The 15,931-nt window shown below is 65.3% G+C and carries 15 protein-coding genes, 2 tRNA genes and 1 pseudogene; 10 read left to right on the top strand and 8 right to left on the bottom strand.

The window, feature by feature from the left end; genetic code table 11:
• Positions 1-78: 78 nt before the first annotated feature.
• From ACFE6Z_RS14770 to rpmH, 7 genes and pseudogenes are all read right to left on the bottom strand, one after another.
• The gene (locus ACFE6Z_RS14770) at positions 79-387 is read right to left on the bottom strand and encodes a GIY-YIG nuclease family protein (RefSeq protein WP_375386462.1); all 309 of its coding nucleotides are present in this window, start codon (positions 385-387) and stop codon (positions 79-81) included.
• A 319-nt stretch (positions 388-706) separates the two neighbouring features.
• Positions 707-1,330: a 16S rRNA (guanine(527)-N(7))-methyltransferase RsmG gene (rsmG, locus tag ACFE6Z_RS14775; protein WP_375386463.1), complete on the bottom strand. Its 624-nt coding sequence runs from the start codon at positions 1,328-1,330 to the stop codon at positions 707-709.
• Between the two features lie 19 nt (positions 1,331-1,349).
• A complete protein-coding gene (locus ACFE6Z_RS14780; protein ID WP_375386464.1) occupies positions 1,350-1,868 on the bottom strand; it encodes a protein jag in 519 nt (172 codons plus the stop codon).
• A 265-nt stretch (positions 1,869-2,133) separates the two neighbouring features.
• Positions 2,134-3,153 (bottom strand): annotated as a pseudogene (gene yidC, locus ACFE6Z_RS14785) (membrane protein insertase YidC); the annotation flags it as partial.
• Between the two features lie 3 nt (positions 3,154-3,156).
• A complete protein-coding gene (yidD, locus tag ACFE6Z_RS14790) occupies positions 3,157-3,513 on the bottom strand; it encodes a membrane protein insertion efficiency factor YidD (protein ID WP_375386465.1) in 357 nt (118 codons plus the stop codon).
• Positions 3,510-3,845 (bottom strand): ribonuclease P protein component, encoded by a 336-nt coding sequence (gene rnpA, locus ACFE6Z_RS14795; protein ID WP_375386466.1) that lies wholly within the window; start codon positions 3,843-3,845, stop codon positions 3,510-3,512. Before rnpA ends, yidD begins: the two co-directional genes overlap by 4 nt.
• A 9-nt stretch (positions 3,846-3,854) precedes the next feature.
• On the bottom strand, positions 3,855-3,992 hold the full coding sequence (rpmH, locus tag ACFE6Z_RS14800; protein WP_375386467.1) for a 50S ribosomal protein L34: 138 nt from the start codon (positions 3,990-3,992) through the stop codon (positions 3,855-3,857).
• A gap of 441 nt (positions 3,993-4,433) precedes the next feature.
• Between rpmH and dnaA the strand changes: the two genes are divergently transcribed.
• The 10 genes from dnaA (at position 4,434) to ACFE6Z_RS14850 (ending at position 15,384) form a co-directional block, all read left to right on the top strand.
• Complete coding sequence (gene dnaA, locus ACFE6Z_RS14805) at positions 4,434-5,726, top strand: chromosomal replication initiator protein DnaA (RefSeq protein ID WP_375386542.1); 1,293 nt, start codon at positions 4,434-4,436, stop codon at positions 5,724-5,726.
• A gap of 475 nt (positions 5,727-6,201) precedes the next feature.
• The gene (dnaN, locus tag ACFE6Z_RS14810) at positions 6,202-7,353 is read left to right on the top strand and encodes a DNA polymerase III subunit beta (protein ID WP_375386468.1); all 1,152 of its coding nucleotides are present in this window, start codon (positions 6,202-6,204) and stop codon (positions 7,351-7,353) included.
• A gap of 143 nt (positions 7,354-7,496) precedes the next feature.
• Positions 7,497-8,654 carry a DNA replication/repair protein RecF gene (gene recF, locus ACFE6Z_RS14815; protein ID WP_375386469.1) on the top strand — a complete coding sequence of 386 codons (1,158 nt, stop codon included), beginning with the start codon at positions 7,497-7,499 and terminating at the stop codon, positions 8,652-8,654.
• Positions 8,647-9,165, top strand: coding sequence for a DUF721 domain-containing protein (locus ACFE6Z_RS14820; RefSeq protein ID WP_375386470.1), 519 nt, complete (start codon positions 8,647-8,649; stop codon positions 9,163-9,165). The genes recF and ACFE6Z_RS14820 overlap by 8 nt, the downstream gene beginning before the upstream one ends.
• 123 nt (positions 9,166-9,288) lie before the next feature.
• Positions 9,289-11,331, top strand: a complete 2,043-nt coding sequence (gene gyrB, locus ACFE6Z_RS14825) for a DNA topoisomerase (ATP-hydrolyzing) subunit B (protein WP_375386471.1) — start codon at positions 9,289-9,291, stop codon at positions 11,329-11,331.
• A gap of 33 nt (positions 11,332-11,364) precedes the next feature.
• Complete coding sequence (gene gyrA / locus ACFE6Z_RS14830) at positions 11,365-13,956, top strand: DNA gyrase subunit A (protein WP_375386472.1); 2,592 nt, start codon at positions 11,365-11,367, stop codon at positions 13,954-13,956.
• On the top strand, positions 13,953-14,357 hold the full coding sequence (locus ACFE6Z_RS14835) for a DUF3566 domain-containing protein (RefSeq protein ID WP_375386473.1): 405 nt from the start codon (positions 13,953-13,955) through the stop codon (positions 14,355-14,357). The genes gyrA and ACFE6Z_RS14835 overlap by 4 nt, the downstream gene beginning before the upstream one ends.
• Before the next feature lie 97 nt (positions 14,358-14,454).
• Positions 14,455-14,528 (top strand) — tRNA-Ile (locus ACFE6Z_RS14840).
• Positions 14,529-14,538: 10 nt separating this feature from the next.
• Positions 14,539-14,611, top strand: a tRNA-Ala gene (locus tag ACFE6Z_RS14845).
• A gap of 347 nt (positions 14,612-14,958) precedes the next feature.
• The gene (locus tag ACFE6Z_RS14850; protein WP_375386474.1) at positions 14,959-15,384 is read left to right on the top strand and encodes an NUDIX hydrolase; all 426 of its coding nucleotides are present in this window, start codon (positions 14,959-14,961) and stop codon (positions 15,382-15,384) included.
• Between the two features lie 9 nt (positions 15,385-15,393).
• Here ACFE6Z_RS14850 and ACFE6Z_RS14855 read toward each other — a convergent pair whose 3' ends face one another.
• Positions 15,394-15,867, bottom strand: coding sequence for an aminoacyl-tRNA deacylase (locus ACFE6Z_RS14855; protein ID WP_375386475.1), 474 nt, complete (start codon positions 15,865-15,867; stop codon positions 15,394-15,396).
• Between the last annotated feature and the right edge of the window lie 64 nt (positions 15,868-15,931).

The following is a 15,931-nucleotide window of genomic DNA, read 5'->3' on the forward strand; positions in this document are numbered from 1 at the left end:
CTACAACGCCCTGCGTACCGACCTACTCAGCCCTTGACGGACTATAGGACCGTCCACCCCCACGTTTCACGTGGAACATCACTCACCATGGCGATTCCACTTCGTGCGTCGAAACTGCTTCTTACTCAACGCAGGCAACGAATCAAGATGCCCAGTGATCAACGCCAGCCGCTTCGCCCGACCCCAGTTCTGCACCTGCTTCTCCCGGATGAAGCACGCCTCGACTGAGAATGACCACTCCCAGTAACTGAGCGTGACCGGGAGTCGGTGTCTCGTGTACTCGGCACCCTCACCGGCGTTGTGCTCAGAGAGGCGTCGGTCGAGGTCCCAAGTACTGCCGACGTAAAACGAGCCGTCGGCGCACGTGAGTATGTATATGAAGGGCATGCCACAACCCTCTCGGGACTTCATAGCCCACCGAGCGTCGTGCGAGCGGTCGGTTGACAATGCGTGCTGAAGCGCGGCTGGGGAGGACGGGTGATCTCGATACGCTCGCGGGCTCGCTACTCGATCACCGCCGCCACCTGCGGAGGTCGAGTAGGCGCGCAGCGCCGTAACGAGACCCGGCGCGAGACGGAACCCGATGTTTCACGTGAAACATGGTGATCTCGATACGCTCGCAAGCTCGCTACTCGATCACCGTCGGCGTCGCGAGCTCGCCACTCGATCGACGCCGGTGTCGCGACCGGCGCCAATAGGCGCGGGGTTAGCGAACCGTCGCCCGAAACACCCTCGTCGGCTCGTCGACCAAGCCCTCGCCGACGATCTCGACGCGGACATCCGTGAGCTTGAACGCCCGGATCTGTTTGCTCGCGGCGGCGACTTCGCCCTCGACGCTCGCACCCTTCATGAGGATCAGCTCGCCACCGTCCCGAACCAGGGGAGCCGTCAGCGGAATCAGTGTGCGCAGGGCGCTGACCGCGCGCGCGGTGACAGCATCCAGCGGGGGCGCGGGCTTCCAATCCTCCGCACGCGCGCGAACGACCTCGACGTTATCGAGCCCCAACTCCGCGGCCTGCTCGTTCAACCAGGCGATCCGGCGCTCCATCGGCTCGATCAGCACCCACTGAACATCGGGTCGCACGATCGCCAGAACAAGGCCGGGCAAACCGGCGCCCGACCCGACATCGCCCACCCGTCCGGAGAACAGTGACCCCGCCACAGCGCTGTTCAGAACGTGACGGCTCCACAGTCGCGGCGGCTCGAGAGGACCGATCAGCCCTCGCTCCTCGCCGTGTTCGGCCAGGGCCGCGGTGAAACGCCGCGCCAGTTCGATCCGGTCCCCGAAAATCGCAGCCGCGGCGGCGGGCTCTGCCTCGAATGAGCTCATCGCCGTTTCACGTGAAACATCACCCGCGGCGAATGACCGTGTGGCGATCGGCGCCTTCGCCGTACGACTCCGACACCAGACCGCGATCGGCCACGATGTCGTGGATCAGCTTGCGCTCGTAGCTCGACATCGCGGGCAGCGACGCCTGCGATGCACCCTCGTCGAGACGCTCGATAGCCCGCGAAACCAGCGCTTCCAGCTCACGCTGACGGGTATCACGCGACCCTGCTACGTCGAGAATGAGGCGAGAGAAGCGACCGGTCTTGCTCTGCACGGCGATGCGCGTGAGTTCCTGCAGCGCCTGCACGGTGTCTGGATCGGCGAGAAGAGCGAGGGATGCTGCATCCTCTCCCTCTACGGACAGATAGGCGCGTCCACCGCGCACATCGATCGCCAGGTCGCCGTCGATGTCGGCGATATCGAGCAGTTCCTCGATGTAGTCGGCGGCGACATCACCCTCCTGCTCGAGCTGCTCCACGGTCGCGGACGTTCGCTCGGGCAGGGTGTCGCTCGACGGGTTTTCAGACGTACTGGTCATGGCTGTCCTCGGTGGAATGGAGTGCTCAGGATGTCGCGGGTTTGCTCGTGGCGTCACCGGATCGAGAAGAATCGGTGCGCGCCTGCGCCTGGTTCGTCACCTTCGCAGGCGGCTGGTTCGCGGCCTTGGCGACCGGCTGATTCGATGACTTGGCAGCCGGCTGTCCAGCCGGCTTCGCGCCCGACTGTCCAGCCGGCTTCGTGCCCGACTGTCCAGCCGGCTTCGGGCCGGCCTGCCCCGTCGGCTTCGATGAATCCTGTGGCGTGGACGGGGAGACCTGCTTCTTCGCCCGCTGCTTGCCGACGGGCTGCTGGCGCTTCGGCGCGGATGCCTTGGCGCGCTCAGCCTCTTCCAAGAGCCGCTGCTGCTCGGCCTGGTACTTCTCCATCGAGATGATCTTGCCGCTGGAGTCGATGGCTTTGCCCTTTCGGGCCAGTCTCTCCTCACGCAGCTTCGCCGCCTCCGAGCCGGGGGTGGGGAGGTTACGGATGACGAGGAACTGTTGCACCATCGTCCACACGTTGGACGTGAACCAGTAGATGACCACACCGAGGGGGAAGAACACGCCCGAGAAGACGAAGGCGAACGGCAGGATGTAGAGCATGATGCGCTGCATCTGGTAGGCCTGGCCGGTCTTGGCCTCGGGCGACAGGTTCTTCGAGATGATCTGCAGTTGGGTGAGGAACTGCGACGCGATCATCAGGACGACCAGCACGACGAGGATGGTGACGGTGACCTGCCAGCCCTCAGGCTGGGTCTGCCATGCACCCACGAGCGTGTCGTGAAGGGATGCGACACCGAAGAGCTTGGCGTTGTAGAACTCCAGCGTCAGTTCGGGTGTCAGGGGTCCGACGCCACCGACGGCGGCCTCGGCATTCGCCTTGATCGAGCTCAGGGTGCTGTAGAGCGAGAAGAACACGGGCATCTGCACGAGCAGGGGAAGACATCCCGATACCGGCGACGTGCCGTTCTTCTTGTAGAGGGCCATCGTCTCGCGGCTCATGGCCTCGCGAGACAACTGGTCTTTCTTGCCCTTGTACTTGGCCTGGACTTTCCGCAGTTCAGGAGCGATTTCCATCATCTTGCGCTGGCTCTTGATCTGCTTCACGAAGAGCGGGATCAGCGCAGCGCGCACGACGACGACCAGGCCGATGATCGCCAGCACCCACGTGATTCCCGCCGCAGCCGGAAGCCCGATGAAGGTGAAGACCGCGTGCCATGCCACCAGCACGAGCTCGACCACCCATTTGAGCGGCCAGAGGATGATTCCAATCAGATCCGGCACGGATCAGTCCTTTCCAAGGGGTACGACAAAACCCCGGGGGGTCAATTCGTACGAGAAGTTCTTGTGCGGTGGCACGTCATCGATCCCGCCCGCAGCCCACGGGTGGCAACGCGCGATCCGAGCGGCAGCCATGACCGAGCCCTTCAGCGCACCGTGCTGCTGCACGGCGCCCACGGCATACGCGGAACACGAGGGGTAGTACTTGCAGACATCGCCATACGTATGGGAAATGGTCGCACGGTAACCATGGAGGAGGCTCAACGCGGCATTGCGTGGCAGAAGTGGAAGTGAGAGCCAGAGCGAGGATGCCGCGAAGTGGCCTTCACCGGTGGCTGAGGTGGGAAGTGTCGACGAGCTCATGCCGCCCTCCGGGCGAGGCATCGCGTCACTTCGTCTCGCAGATCGCCGTAGCCGGCGGTAGCCGCACTCGGCAAGGCGCGGATCACGATCTCGCTGCCGGGGCGGACGGATGGGAGCGCCTCGAGGCATACCGCCTTCAGGCGACGGCGGATCGTGTTGCGCACGACCGCGGTGCCGACCTGCTTGCTGACGATGAAGCCGAATCGCGAGGTTCTCGCCTCATCAGATGTCACGACGTAGGTGACCGTGTGCGTGCCGGCACACCGCTGACCCCGTCGGACGACGGCCTTGTACTCCGCCCCTCGGGTGAGTCGGTTCGGCCGTGAGAGCACCGCTGCGGGTCAGGCCGAGAGCTCGGTGCGCCCCTTGGCGCGGCGAGCCGAGAGGATGGCGCGGCCGGCGCGGGTGTGCATGCGGGCACGGAACCCGTGCTTCTTGGCGCGGCGGCGGTTGTTGGGCTGGTACGTGCGCTTGGTCATGAAGATCACTTCCGGATCAGGGTGTCACCGGTATCGTTGCGACGCTCGACCGGGACGAAGGGATGCAGGGACTGCCGCGAGGGCATAAGTCAACCGATTTAGGCTACGTCGGATCGTGGAAATACTCAAACCGGACCGGCTGCGGCTGCATTATCCCCATTCTCGCCCATCGGCCTGGCACAGACACGCGGCCCGCACCTACAGTGGAGTTTGCTCAAGCGACGCCCTCTGACTAGCGTGGCTCCGGCAAGTTATCCACAGGCCGACGTGCGTTCCTCCGTCGGAGCCGCGGGCGCAACACAATAACCCGGGGGGGACATGTCACCGCAAGAGATTCCAGATGTTCCCATCTGGTCGGCGGTGCTCGTCGAACTCGCCGGCGATGACAGGATCACCCCGCAGCTCCAGGGTTTCCTCAACCTCGCCGTCCCGCAGGGCGTGATGAGCGGAACCCTGTACCTCGACGTCCCCAACGATCTGACCGCCGCGCAGATCAACAAGCGCATGCGCGCGCCCATCATGGAAGCTCTGTCGCGCGTGGACGCCGAACCCGAGGCTGCGACCTTCCGTGTCGTCGTCAATCCCGAGCTGACCGAGAACACCTTCTCCCATCCCGCACCGGCGCAGGCTGTTGCTCCGGCAGCGACGATCAGGCCGCAGACGGAAGAGGTGTCGGATGCTGCAGCATCCGTCTCCCGCAGTGACACGCGCCTGAACCCGAAGTACACGTTCGACAACTTCGTGATCGGTCAGTCCAACCGCTTCGCGCACGCGGCCGCAGTGGCTGTCGCCGAGGCGCCGGCCAAGGCCTACAACCCGCTGTTCATCTACGGTGACTCCGGTCTCGGCAAGACCCACCTCCTGCACGCCATCGGCGACTACGCGATGAGCCTGTACTCCGGCATCCGCGTGCGCTATGTCTCGAGCGAAGAGTTCACAAACGACTTCATCAACTCGATCGCGAACAATCGCGGCTCGGCATTCCAGGCGCGCTACCGCGATGTCGACATCCTGCTGATCGACGACATCCAGTTCCTGCAGGGGCGTGCCGAGACGCAGGAGGCGTTCTTCCACACCTTTAATACGCTGCACGATCACGACAAGCAGGTCGTGATCACGAGCGACGTGCCCCCCAAGCACCTGACGGGCTTCGAAGATCGCATGCGGAGCCGGTTCGAGTGGGGTCTGATCACCGACGTCCAGGCGCCCGACCTCGAGACCCGCATCGCCATCCTCCGCAAGAAAGCGCAGAGCGAGCGGCTGCAGATCCCCGACGATGTGCTGGAGTACATCGCCACGAAGGTGTCGTCGAACATCCGCGAACTCGAGGGCGCCCTCATCCGGGTCTCTGCATTCGCGAGCCTCAACCGGTCGACGCTCGATATGTCGCTGGCCCAGACGGTCCTTCGCGACATCATCGACCAAGACGATGCGAACGTCATCTCGCCGACCGACATCATCACCGCCACCGCGCAGTACTTCAAGCTCTCGGTCGACGACCTGTACGGATCGAGCCGGTCGCAGTCCGTCGCCACTGCACGTCAGATCGCGATGTATCTGTGTCGCGAGCGCACGAGCCTGTCGCTCCCGAAGATCGGGCATCTGTTCGGCAACCGCGATCACACCACAGTCATGTACGCGTATAAGAAGATCAGCGACCTGATGAAAGAGCGTCGCTCCATCTACAATCAGGTCACCGAGATCACCACCCAGCTGGGCCGCGTCGGCCGCTGATCGCCCGCTCGCCTCGCCGTCGCAGACCCGTCGGCGTCGCATGCTTCGCCGGTGTGCTCCGGTCGTCGCCCGCCGGTGCAATATGCCGCAATAAGTCCTTGACATCGAGCCACGATCGGGGGCATCATCTCGGTTCTGCACAGTGTGGAAAACCTGTGGATAACTTCGTGTGGCTGCGGAAACGTGGTCGTTCCGGACAGCCGGCCTGTGGATGGATCCGGTGCACACACATCTGAACAGCAGATCATCGGATGCTGGTTCCGCAGGCGCTCCACAACTCACACGGGTGTAGTTCCCCGCTCTCTACTCGCATCGGCCGAGTTGTCCACAGTTCCCACAGCCGTTAAGAAGATGACAGAGAACTATTCAATTGAACTCCGATCGATCACCTTGACGGTGGCGGAGCCTGAACCTGGCGCACATCGAGCCGGGCACTAGCATGGGAACCCAAGACCCGAAGCTCGAGGGAGCGCCAGTGAGGTTCCACGTCAATCGCGATGTGTTCAGCGAAGCAGTGTCGTTCGTCGTCAAGCTTCTGCCGCAGCGCAATCCGCAGCCGATCCTCGCCGGTGTGCTGATCGAGGCGTCGGACGAGGGACTCTCGCTCGCCGCCTTCGACTACGAGGCCTCCGCGCGCACCACGATCGAAGCGACAGTCGATGAGCCCGGCACGATCCTGGTGCACGGGCGTCTGCTCTCCGAGATCGCGAGCCGGCTGCCCAATGCCCCGATCCAGATCGAGGTCGATGACGACGGCGGCATCGTCCTGACCTGTGGTTCGGCCCGCTTCACGCTCTCGTCCATGCCGGTGCAGGAGTACCCCGCCATTCCCGAGGTCACCGGCGACTCGGGGCTCGTCCCCGGCGAGGATTTCGCGACGGCGATCGCACAGGTCGCGTTCGCCGCATCCCGCGACGATGTGACTCCCGTCCTCACCGGCGTCCAGCTCGAGGTGAGCGGTACTCAGCTCAGCCTGGTCGCGACCGACCGCTACCGCGTCGCGCTCCGCGAGATTCCCTGGGACGGCGGTGGTACCGCATCCGACGAGACGACCACGGCGCTCGTGCCCGCTCGCACCCTGCAGGAGGTCGGCAAGACGTTCGCCCACGGCGGCGACATCTCGATCGCGTTCTCGGGCGCGGGTGACCGCGAGATCATCGCATTCACCGCCGGCAACAAGACCGTCACCTCGCTTCTCATCAAGGGCAACTTCCCGCCCGTGCGCCGGTTGTTCCCCGAAGCGACCGACCATCACGCGGTGGTCAACACCGCCGAGCTCACCGAAGCGGTGCGTCGCGTGTCTCTCGTGCTGGATCGATCGGCTCCGCTGCGATTCACCTTCACGTCCGACAGCGTGTCGATGGATGCCTCGGGCACCGAGCAGGCGCGCGCGTCCGAGTCCGTCGATGCCCACCTCGTGGGCGAAGACGTGACCCTCGGGCTCAACCCGCAGTATCTGCTGGAGTCGCTGGCCGCCGTCCGCAGCGAGTTCGCCCGGATCACGTTCACCTCGAGCGAGAACGCGAACAAGCTGAGTCCTGTGCTCGTCACCGCGCAGACGTCGGTCGACAAGGCCGGGGCAGACTCGTTCAAGTACTTGCTGCAGCCCAACCTGCTCCTGCGGTAGCCCAGTTGCGGTGATCGAGTAGCGAGCGTGCGAGCGTATCGAGATCCGCCGGACCGACGTAATCCGCGGGGGTACGGCGCTGGCGCGCCTACTCGATCTCCGCGGGGGCCGCTGGCGTCGGCATCCCCGGCTACCCTGAACCAGTGATCGTGGAGCACCTCAGTCTCGTCGACTTCCGCAACTATGCGGTGGCGGAGGTCGCGCTGGTGCCCGGGCCCAACGTCTTCGTCGGGCGCAACGGGCAGGGCAAGACCAATCTCGCCGAGGCGATCGCCTATTTCGCCACGCTCGGATCCCACCGGGTCTCCAGCGATGCGCCGATGGTGCGCGACGGCGCCGACGCCGCGATCGTCCGTGCTCGCCTCGCCCACGGAGAGCGGCGGGTGCAGCTCGAGCTCCAGCTGAACAGGCAGGGATCCAACCGCGCCCGGGTCAACGGCTCGGCCGTCAAGACCGCCGAGCTTCCGCGCTACGCGCAGGTCGTGCTGTTCGCGCCGGAAGACCTGCAGATCGTCCGCGGCGACCCGTCGTCGCGTCGCCGCTTCGCGGACCAGCTCCTCGTCCAGCGAGCACCGCGCCTTGCCGGGGTACTCGCCGACTACGACCGGGTTCTCCGTCAGCGCACCACGCTCCTGAAGTCCGCGAAGGCGCGCGGCGTCCGAGGCGATGCGCTCGTGACCCTCGACGTGTGGGACGAGAAGCTCGTCTCGCTCGGCACCGAGGTGATCGAGGCGCGGCTCGGCCTCGCGGCCGATCTCGCGTCCCCGCTCGCAGCGGCCTACACCGCGATCGCCGGCGCCGACCATGAGCCGCGCCTGGACTGGGCGCTGTCGGTGCGGGGTGAGGATCCCGAAGAGGATGCCGCCGCCCCCGCGTCCGATGCGGCGCCGGCTTCGACGGCCGACCTGTTCCGTGCGGCGCTCGCCGCCAAGCGCGGCGCCGAACTCGATCGCGGCCTCACTCTCGTTGGGCCCCACCGCGACGACCTGATCCTGCGCGTGCGCGGACTGCCGGTGAAGGGCTACGCCTCGCATGGCGAGTCATGGTCGATGGCGCTGAGTCTGCGATTGGCCTCCGCCGAGCTGTTGCGCGCCGAGTCGCAGCTCGGCGACCCCGTGCTGATTCTGGACGACGTGTTCGCCGAACTCGATACCGATCGGCGCGCGAGGCTCGCCGAGCTCGCCGGAGGCTACGAGCAGGTCATCGTGACGGCCGCAGTCGAGCAGGATGTGCCGCCAGGACTCCGGGCACGGGTCGTACGCGTCGAGGCGGGGCGGATCGTGGAGCAGACGGATGCCTGACCCCGGTGTCCCCGGCGGACCCGGGGCGCTCGAACCCGAACTGCCCGAGACGCTGGCGACCTACCTGCGTCTGCGAGGGCTCAAGCCCTCCGCCCGCGCGGCCAGGCGCAAGCGCCGGACCGGCACGGACGACGAGAATGCCCCGTTCACGCCGGGTCGTGACCCACGCGGCGTCGGAGATGTGCTCTCAGATCTCACCCGCAGCGCGGGATGGGACTCTCAGCTCGCGCGTGAGGATCTCGTGCTGCAGTGGGCCGATGTCGCCGGGGCCGACACCGCCGGCCACACCCGCCCGGTCGCGCTCACCGACGGTCTGCTGACCGTGCAGGCGGATTCGACGGCCTGGGCCAAACAGCTCCAGCTCATGCGCGCCCACATCCTGTCGGAGATCGTCCGCCGGTTCCCGGAGGCGGGGGTCGACAGCATCCGCTTCATCGGACCGGACGTTCCCTCCTGGAAATGGGGCCCCAGAGCCATTCCAGGGCGCGGCCCGCGCGATACCTACGGCTGAGCCTAGGTTTGGTGACACCTCGTTCGATTCATCGCCCCACAGGGGCATATAAGCGTCGCGAACGGCCGTCTCTTGGTAGACTCGACATATACTGCCCAACCGATGTGGAGCGCTCGAACACCTATGACGTCTCTTACCCCCGAAAGCGTTCCCGAAGAACCCGTCTCGACTCCCGCCGCGGTGACTCCGCATGAGTACGGAGCCGACGAGATCCAAGTTCTCGAGGGTCTGGAGGCGGTCCGGAAGCGTCCGGGGATGTACATCGGCTCCACCGGTCCTCGGGGCCTTCATCACCTCGTCCAGGAGATCGTCGACAACTCGGTCGATGAGGCTCTGGCCGGTGCGAACGATGCGATCATCGTCACGATCCTCGCCGATGGCGGCATCCGGGTCATCGACTTCGGCCGCGGCATCCCCGTCGATCCGCACTCCTCCGACCCGACCAAGTCCACCGTCGAGGTGGTGCTGACGATCCTGCACGCGGGCGGCAAATTCGGCGGCGGCGGCTATGCGGTCTCGGGTGGCCTCCACGGTGTGGGTTCTTCCGTCGTCAATGCGCTGTCGACCCGGTTCGAGGTCGAGATCAAGAGGCAGGGTCACGTCTGGCGGCACAGTTTCGCCAACGGCGGTCAGCCGCAGCAGCAGCTGGAAATGGGCGAAGAGACCGATGAGACCGGCACGATGATCACGTTCTGGCCCGACCCGACGATTTTCACCGAGACCGTGGAGTTCGATTACGACACTCTGCGCACGCGCTTCCAGCAGATGGCGTTCCTCAACAAGGGTCTGCGGATCGAGCTGCACGATGAGCGCCCTCAAGGGACGATCGACGAAGAGGTCGACGGGGTCGTCACCCCGACGCAGCGCGAAGACGTGTTCCTCTACGAGCGCGGACTCGTCGACTACGTCGAGTACCTGAACAAGGTGCGCAAGGCCGAGCACGTCAACGAGGAGATCATCGACTTCGAGTCGGAAGACACCGAGCGCAAGATCGCCCTGGAAGTCGCGATGCAGTGGACGACCAGTTATACCGAGAACGTCTTCACGTACGCCAACACGATCAACACGCACGAGGGCGGCACTCACGAAGAGGGATTCCGGGCAGCGCTCACGACGCTCGTGAACAAGTACGCGCGCGCGAACGGTCTGCTCAAAGAGAAGGACGAGAACCTCTCGGGCGACGATGTGCGCGAGGGCCTCACCGCCGTCATCTCGGTGAAGCTGTCGGAACCGCAGTTCGAGGGTCAGACCAAGACCAAGCTCGGCAACACCGAGGCGAAGGCCTTCGTGCAGAAGGTCGTGGGCGATCGGCTCGGCGACTGGTTCGACCGCAACCCCGCCCAGGCCAAGAACATCATCCGCAAGTCGATCGATGCGGCGACCGCGCGCCTCGCGGCGCGCAAGGCGCGTGAGACCGCGCGTCGCAAGAGCGTGTTCGAGAGCGCCGCGATGCCCGACAAGCTCAAGGACTGCACGAGCAAGGATCCCTCGATCAGCGAGATCTTCCTGGTGGAGGGCGACTCGGCCGGCGGCTCGGCCGTGCAGGGTCGCGATCCGCGGACCCAGGCGATCCTGGCCCTGCGCGGGAAGATCCTCAATGTCGAACGCGCGCGCCTCGACCGCGCGCTCGGCAACAAAGAGGTCCAGGCCATGATCCAGGCCTTCGGCACGGGCATCGGCGAGGATTTCGACATCACCAAGGCGCGGTACCACAAGATCGTGCTGATGGCCGATGCCGACGTCGACGGCCAGCACATCACGACGCTGCTGCTCACCCTGCTGTTCCGCTACATGCGGGGTCTCATCGAGGCCGGGTACGTCTACCTCGCGCAGCCGCCGCTGTACCGGCTCAAGTGGTCGAACTCGGCGCACGAGTACGTCTACAGCGACCGTGAGCGCGATGCGCTCCTGGCCGAAGGCGTCGCGAGCGGAAAGCGGATCCCGAAAGAGAACGGCATCCAGCGCTACAAGGGTCTCGGCGAGATGAACGACAAGGAACTGTGGGAGACCACGATGGATCCCGAGACCCGCACTCTGCTGCAGGTGACGATCGACGATGCCGCCTCGGCGGACGAGATTTTCTCGACCCTCATGGGCGAGGACGTCGAATCGCGTCGCACCTTCATCCAGCGCAACGCCAAAGACGTCCGCTTCCTCGACATCTGAGCCCCGCTCGAGCCTTAGCCAGGAACTGAGAACATGACTGACGAAGTACGCCCGGACGCCACGCCCGAGCACAACCACGGCCATATCGATCAGGTCGACCTGCAGTTCGAGATGCAGCGCAGCTACCTCGACTACGCGATGAGCGTGATCGTCGGCCGAGCGTTGCCGCGCGTCGAAGACGGCCTCAAGCCCGTGCACCGCCGCGTGATCTACGGCATGTACGACGGCGGGTTCCGCCCCGACAAGTCGTTCTCCAAGTGCGCCCGCGTCGTCGGCGAGGTCATGGGTCAGTACCACCCGCACGGCGACGCTCCCATCTACGATGCGCTCGTCCGGCTCGTCCAGCCCTGGGCGCTGCGGTATCCGCTCGCCCTCGGGCAGGGCAACTTCGGCTCCCCGGGCAATCAGGGCGCTGCAGCTCCCCGCTACACCGAGACGAAGATGTCGCCCCTCGCGCTCGAGATGGTGCGCGACATCGAAGAAGACACCGTCGATTTCGAGCCCAACTACGACGGCCAGACGCAAGAGCCTGTCGTCCTGCCCGCACGATTCCCCAACCTGCTGGTCAACGGCTCGGTGGGCATCGCGGTCGGCATGGCCACCAACATCCCGCCGCACAACCTGCGCGAAGTCGCATCCGGCGCCCTCTGGGCGCTGGAAAACCCGGATGTCGCGCGCGAGGAGCTGCTCGAAGCGCTCATGGAGCGCATCCCCGGCCCCGACTTCCCCACCGCCGCGCAGATCCTCGGTACGCGCGGAATCAAGGACGCCTACCGCACGGGTCGTGGCTCGATCACCATGCGTGCGGTGATCAACGTCGAAGAGATCCAGGGGCGCACGTGCCTGGTGATCACCGAGCTGCCCTATCAGGTGAACCCGGACAACGTCGCGGTGAAGATCAGCGATCTGGCCCGCGAGGGCAAGATCACCGGCATCGCCGACATCCGCGACGAGACCTCCGGCCGCACCGGCCAGCGCCTGGTCATCGTGCTGAAGAGGGATGCTGTTGCCAAGGTCGTGCTGAACAATCTGTACAAGCACACCCAGCTGCAGGAGAACTTCGGCGCGAACATGCTCGCGATCGTCGACGGCGTGCCGCGCACCCTTCCCCTCGACGGTTTCATCAGCCACTGGATCGACCACCAGATCGACGTCATCGTCCGGCGCACGCAGTACCGTCTTCGCAAGGCCGAAGAGCGGATGCACATCCTGCGTGCGCTCCTGAAGGCACTGGATGCGCTCGACGAGGTCATCGCCCTCATCCGTCGGTCGCCGACGGTCGACGAGGCCCGCGAAGGCTTGAAATCGCTGCTGGACATCGACGACATCCAAGCCGACGCGATCCTCACGATGCAGCTGCGTCGCCTCGCCGCCCTCGAGCGCCAGAAGATCATCGACGAGGCCGTCGACCTGGAGACGCAGATCGCCGGTTTCCAGGCGATCCTCGCCGACCCAGCCCTCCAGCGCGAGATCATCCGCGACGAGCTTACGGCGATCGTGGAGAGGTTCGGCGACGACCGCCGCACCGAGATCCTGCACGGTTTCGACGGCGACATGTCGATCGAAGACCTCATCCCCCAGGAGGAGATGGTCGTCACCGTCACCCGTGACGGCTACATCAAGCGCACCCGCAGCGACAACTACCGCCAACAGCACCGCGGCGGCAAGGGCGTCAAGGGCGCGCAGCTACGGGCCGATGACGTGGTGGAGCACTTCTTCGTCACGACCACGCACCACTGGCTGCTGTTCTTCTCGACCAAGGGTCGCGTCTACCGGGCCAAGGCGTACGAGGTTCCCGAGGCCGGCCGTGACGCGAAGGGTCAGCACGTCGCCAACCTGCTCGCGCTGCAGCCCGATGAGGAGATCGCGCAGATCCTCGACATCCGCGATTACAGTGTTGCGACGTATCTCGTGCTCGCCACCAAGAGCGGGCTCGTGAAGAAGACGCGACTGACTGAGTACGACACCAACCGTCAAGGCGGCGTGATCGCGATCAAGCTGCGCGCGGATGCCGGCGATGTCGAAGACGATTCGGTCGCCGACGTCTCGGACGAACTGGTGAGCGCTCTCCTGGTCGACGAGGGCGACGACATCCTCCTCATCAGCAGGCACGGCATGTCGCTGCGCTTCTCGGCGACCGACGAGGCACTCCGACCGATGGGCCGCTCGACGTCGGGCGTCAAGGGAATGTCGTTCCGCGAGGGCGACAGCCTGCTCTCGGCATCCGTCGCTCAGGGTGAGGGATACGTGTTCGTGGTGACCGAAGCCGGCTACGCGAAGCGCACCTCGGTCGACCAGTACCGCGTCCAGGGACGCGGCGGTCTGGGTATCAAAGTGGCCAAGCTGAACGACGATCGAGGGGTTCTCGCGGGCGGTCTGATCGTGAGTGACGACGACGAGGTCTTGGTGGTTCTTGCCAGCGGCAAAGTGGTACGCTCTGCCGTGGCCGAGGTGCCTGCCAAGGGTCGCGACACCATGGGTGTCGTATTCGCCCGCGCCGGCGACGATGACAGGATCATCGCGATCGCACGCAACGGAGAGCGTGGCCTGACCGAGGAATCGGAGGCCGCCGCCGACGAGGAGCAGCCCTCCCCCGAGACCCCCGAAGAGAGTACTGACGCATGAGCACGGTAGCCGACAAGCTGGCCAAGAAGTCGACCCACAAGACCAGCGCCAAGCAGGTGCGACTGCGTCTGGTCTACATCGACTTCTGGTCTGCCGTGAAGCTCTCGTTCCTCGCCGCCGTTGCCGTGGCGATCGTCACGGTCGTCACGTTCTTCCTGGTCTACACCGTGATCCAGACCACGGGCCTGATCGACAAGGTCGACGAGTTCTTCCAGAGCTTCTCAGACGGCGGGGTTTCGATCCAGACGTTCATCGGCCTTCCGCAGGTGATGGCGTTCTCCGCGATCGTCGCGATCCTCAACCTGATCGTCATCACGGTGCTCGGTGCGGTCCTCGCCGGCATCTACAACCTCGCGGTGAAGGTCACCGGCGGACTGCTCGTCGGCTTCACCTCGAACTGACATTCCGTTCGCGGATGCGGGGGCCGGCGGATTCGAGAAATCGGCGGTCGTCGGGTAAAGTCTTGGAGGTTGACGGCGCTCGCGTCGCAACGGTTTCGGGGCTATAGCTCAGGCGGTTAGAGCGCTTCACTGATAATGAAGAGGTCCCAGGTTCAAGTCCTGGTAGCCCCACTAACCCCTCGGGGCCTTAGCTCAGTTGGTAGAGCGCCTGCTTTGCAAGCAGGATGTCAGGAGTTCGAATCTCCTAGGCTCCACATCTGTCATCTGTGGGCCATCGGCCGGGTGGCGCCGGTGCCGATGCTCGATTCATGAGCCAGGTGCTGCCGCATCGGCGGTCGTAATTCGACCACAACGTGCTCGCGAGCGGGAGCCGCTCGGGTTCGTGAGCCAGGTGCTGCCGCATCGGCGGTCGGAATGCGACCACAAGCGGCCCATGAACCGCGGATGCTCAGATTCGGTTGCCGCAGGGTTCGTGGTCCCGAACTGTGACCTATGACCCGAGACATGAGCGACACATCACGTGTGACACGTGTCGTGAACCCAGACACCGCATCTGGCGCGACCGCCGACCCGCGGCAGCGGCTTGGGTAGGGTGAGGCGCATGGATATGCGCGTCGCGGCGTACTGCGTCATCACCGATGACGACGGTCGGCTGCTGCTCGCACACTGGAACGAAGGTCGCCGCTCGGCATGGACGATGCCCGGCGGCGGACTGGAAGCCGGCGAAGACCCTGAGCACGCCGCTCGCCGCGAAGTGCGCGAGGAGACGGGCTATCGTGCCGCCGTCGGCGAGCTGCTCGGAATCCATTCCCGCGTGATCCCCGCCGCGCGCCGCATCGCCGGAGGCGCTGACAGTCCGCTGCACACGCTGCGGATCGTCTACCGCGCGCGAATCACCGGCGGCCAGCTGCGGAATGAGGCTGACGGCTCCACCGACCGCGCCGGCTGGTTCACGCTGGCCGAGGTGAGGACGCTGCAACGCGTGAAGCTGGTGGACATCGCGCTGCAGATGGCGAACCTCATCTGAGGGATGCCGTCACTCCGCCGGCTGCGAGATGTCGGCGACAGTCGCTCCGTATGCCGCGATCAAATCATCGGCCTCGACGAACAGGCTGTAGCCGTGTGCTCCGGCCCCCATCGCGATGCGGGCGCCGACGATGAGCTCGTCGGCGAATATCGGCCATTCGGTGGTGCTGCCGATCGGCACGATCGTGCCGCGTTCATACCCGGTTGCCTCGAGGGCGCGGCCGGCATCCGGAAGCTGCAGCTTGTTCACACCCACGACGGCACGCAGCTTCGACCACGAGATGGACCGATCGCCGGGGATGAGGGCGAACAGATAGGTGTCGTCGCTGCGCTTGACGACCAGGGTCTTCACGATCCCGGACGCAGGAATCCCGAGGAGCCCGGCCGCCTCGGCGAGACTGTTCGCGGCGGGGCGCTCGCGGATCTCGATGTCGAGACCGCGAGCGGATGCCGCGTCGCGCACGCGGGTGAGAGGGTCGGTCACTGGTTTGTCCGGTCTCGATACGCTCGCTGGCGCTCGCTACTCGACCTCCGCAGGCCGTGGAGCT

This window comes from uncultured Microbacterium sp., from assembly GCF_964244775.1.
Lineage (GTDB): Bacteria > Actinomycetota > Actinomycetes > Actinomycetales > Microbacteriaceae > Microbacterium.

What these genes read in the sequence shown, in the direction of transcription:
- ACFE6Z_RS14770 (WP_375386462.1), bottom strand. Translation starts at nt 387, where the DNA reads ATGCCCTTCATATACATACTCACGTGCGCCGACGGCTCGTTTTACGTC.
- rsmG (WP_375386463.1), bottom strand. Translation starts at nt 1,330, where the DNA reads ATGAGCTCATTCGAGGCAGAGCCCGCCGCCGCGGCTGCGATTTTCGGG.
- ACFE6Z_RS14780 (WP_375386464.1), bottom strand. Translation starts at nt 1,868, where the DNA reads ATGACCAGTACGTCTGAAAACCCGTCGAGCGACACCCTGCCCGAGCGA.
- yidD (WP_375386465.1), bottom strand. Translation starts at nt 3,513, where the DNA reads ATGAGCTCGTCGACACTTCCCACCTCAGCCACCGGTGAAGGCCACTTC.
- rpmH (WP_375386467.1), bottom strand. Translation starts at nt 3,992, where the DNA reads ATGACCAAGCGCACGTACCAGCCCAACAACCGCCGCCGCGCCAAGAAG.
- dnaA (WP_375386542.1), top strand. Translation starts at nt 4,434, where the DNA reads ATGAGCGGAACCCTGTACCTCGACGTCCCCAACGATCTGACCGCCGCG.
- ACFE6Z_RS14820 (WP_375386470.1), top strand. Translation starts at nt 8,647, where the DNA reads ATGCCTGACCCCGGTGTCCCCGGCGGACCCGGGGCGCTCGAACCCGAA.
- gyrB (WP_375386471.1), top strand. Translation starts at nt 9,289, where the DNA reads ATGACGTCTCTTACCCCCGAAAGCGTTCCCGAAGAACCCGTCTCGACT.
- gyrA (WP_375386472.1), top strand. Translation starts at nt 11,365, where the DNA reads ATGACTGACGAAGTACGCCCGGACGCCACGCCCGAGCACAACCACGGC.
- ACFE6Z_RS14835 (WP_375386473.1), top strand. Translation starts at nt 13,953, where the DNA reads ATGAGCACGGTAGCCGACAAGCTGGCCAAGAAGTCGACCCACAAGACC.
- ACFE6Z_RS14850 (WP_375386474.1), top strand. Translation starts at nt 14,959, where the DNA reads ATGGATATGCGCGTCGCGGCGTACTGCGTCATCACCGATGACGACGGT.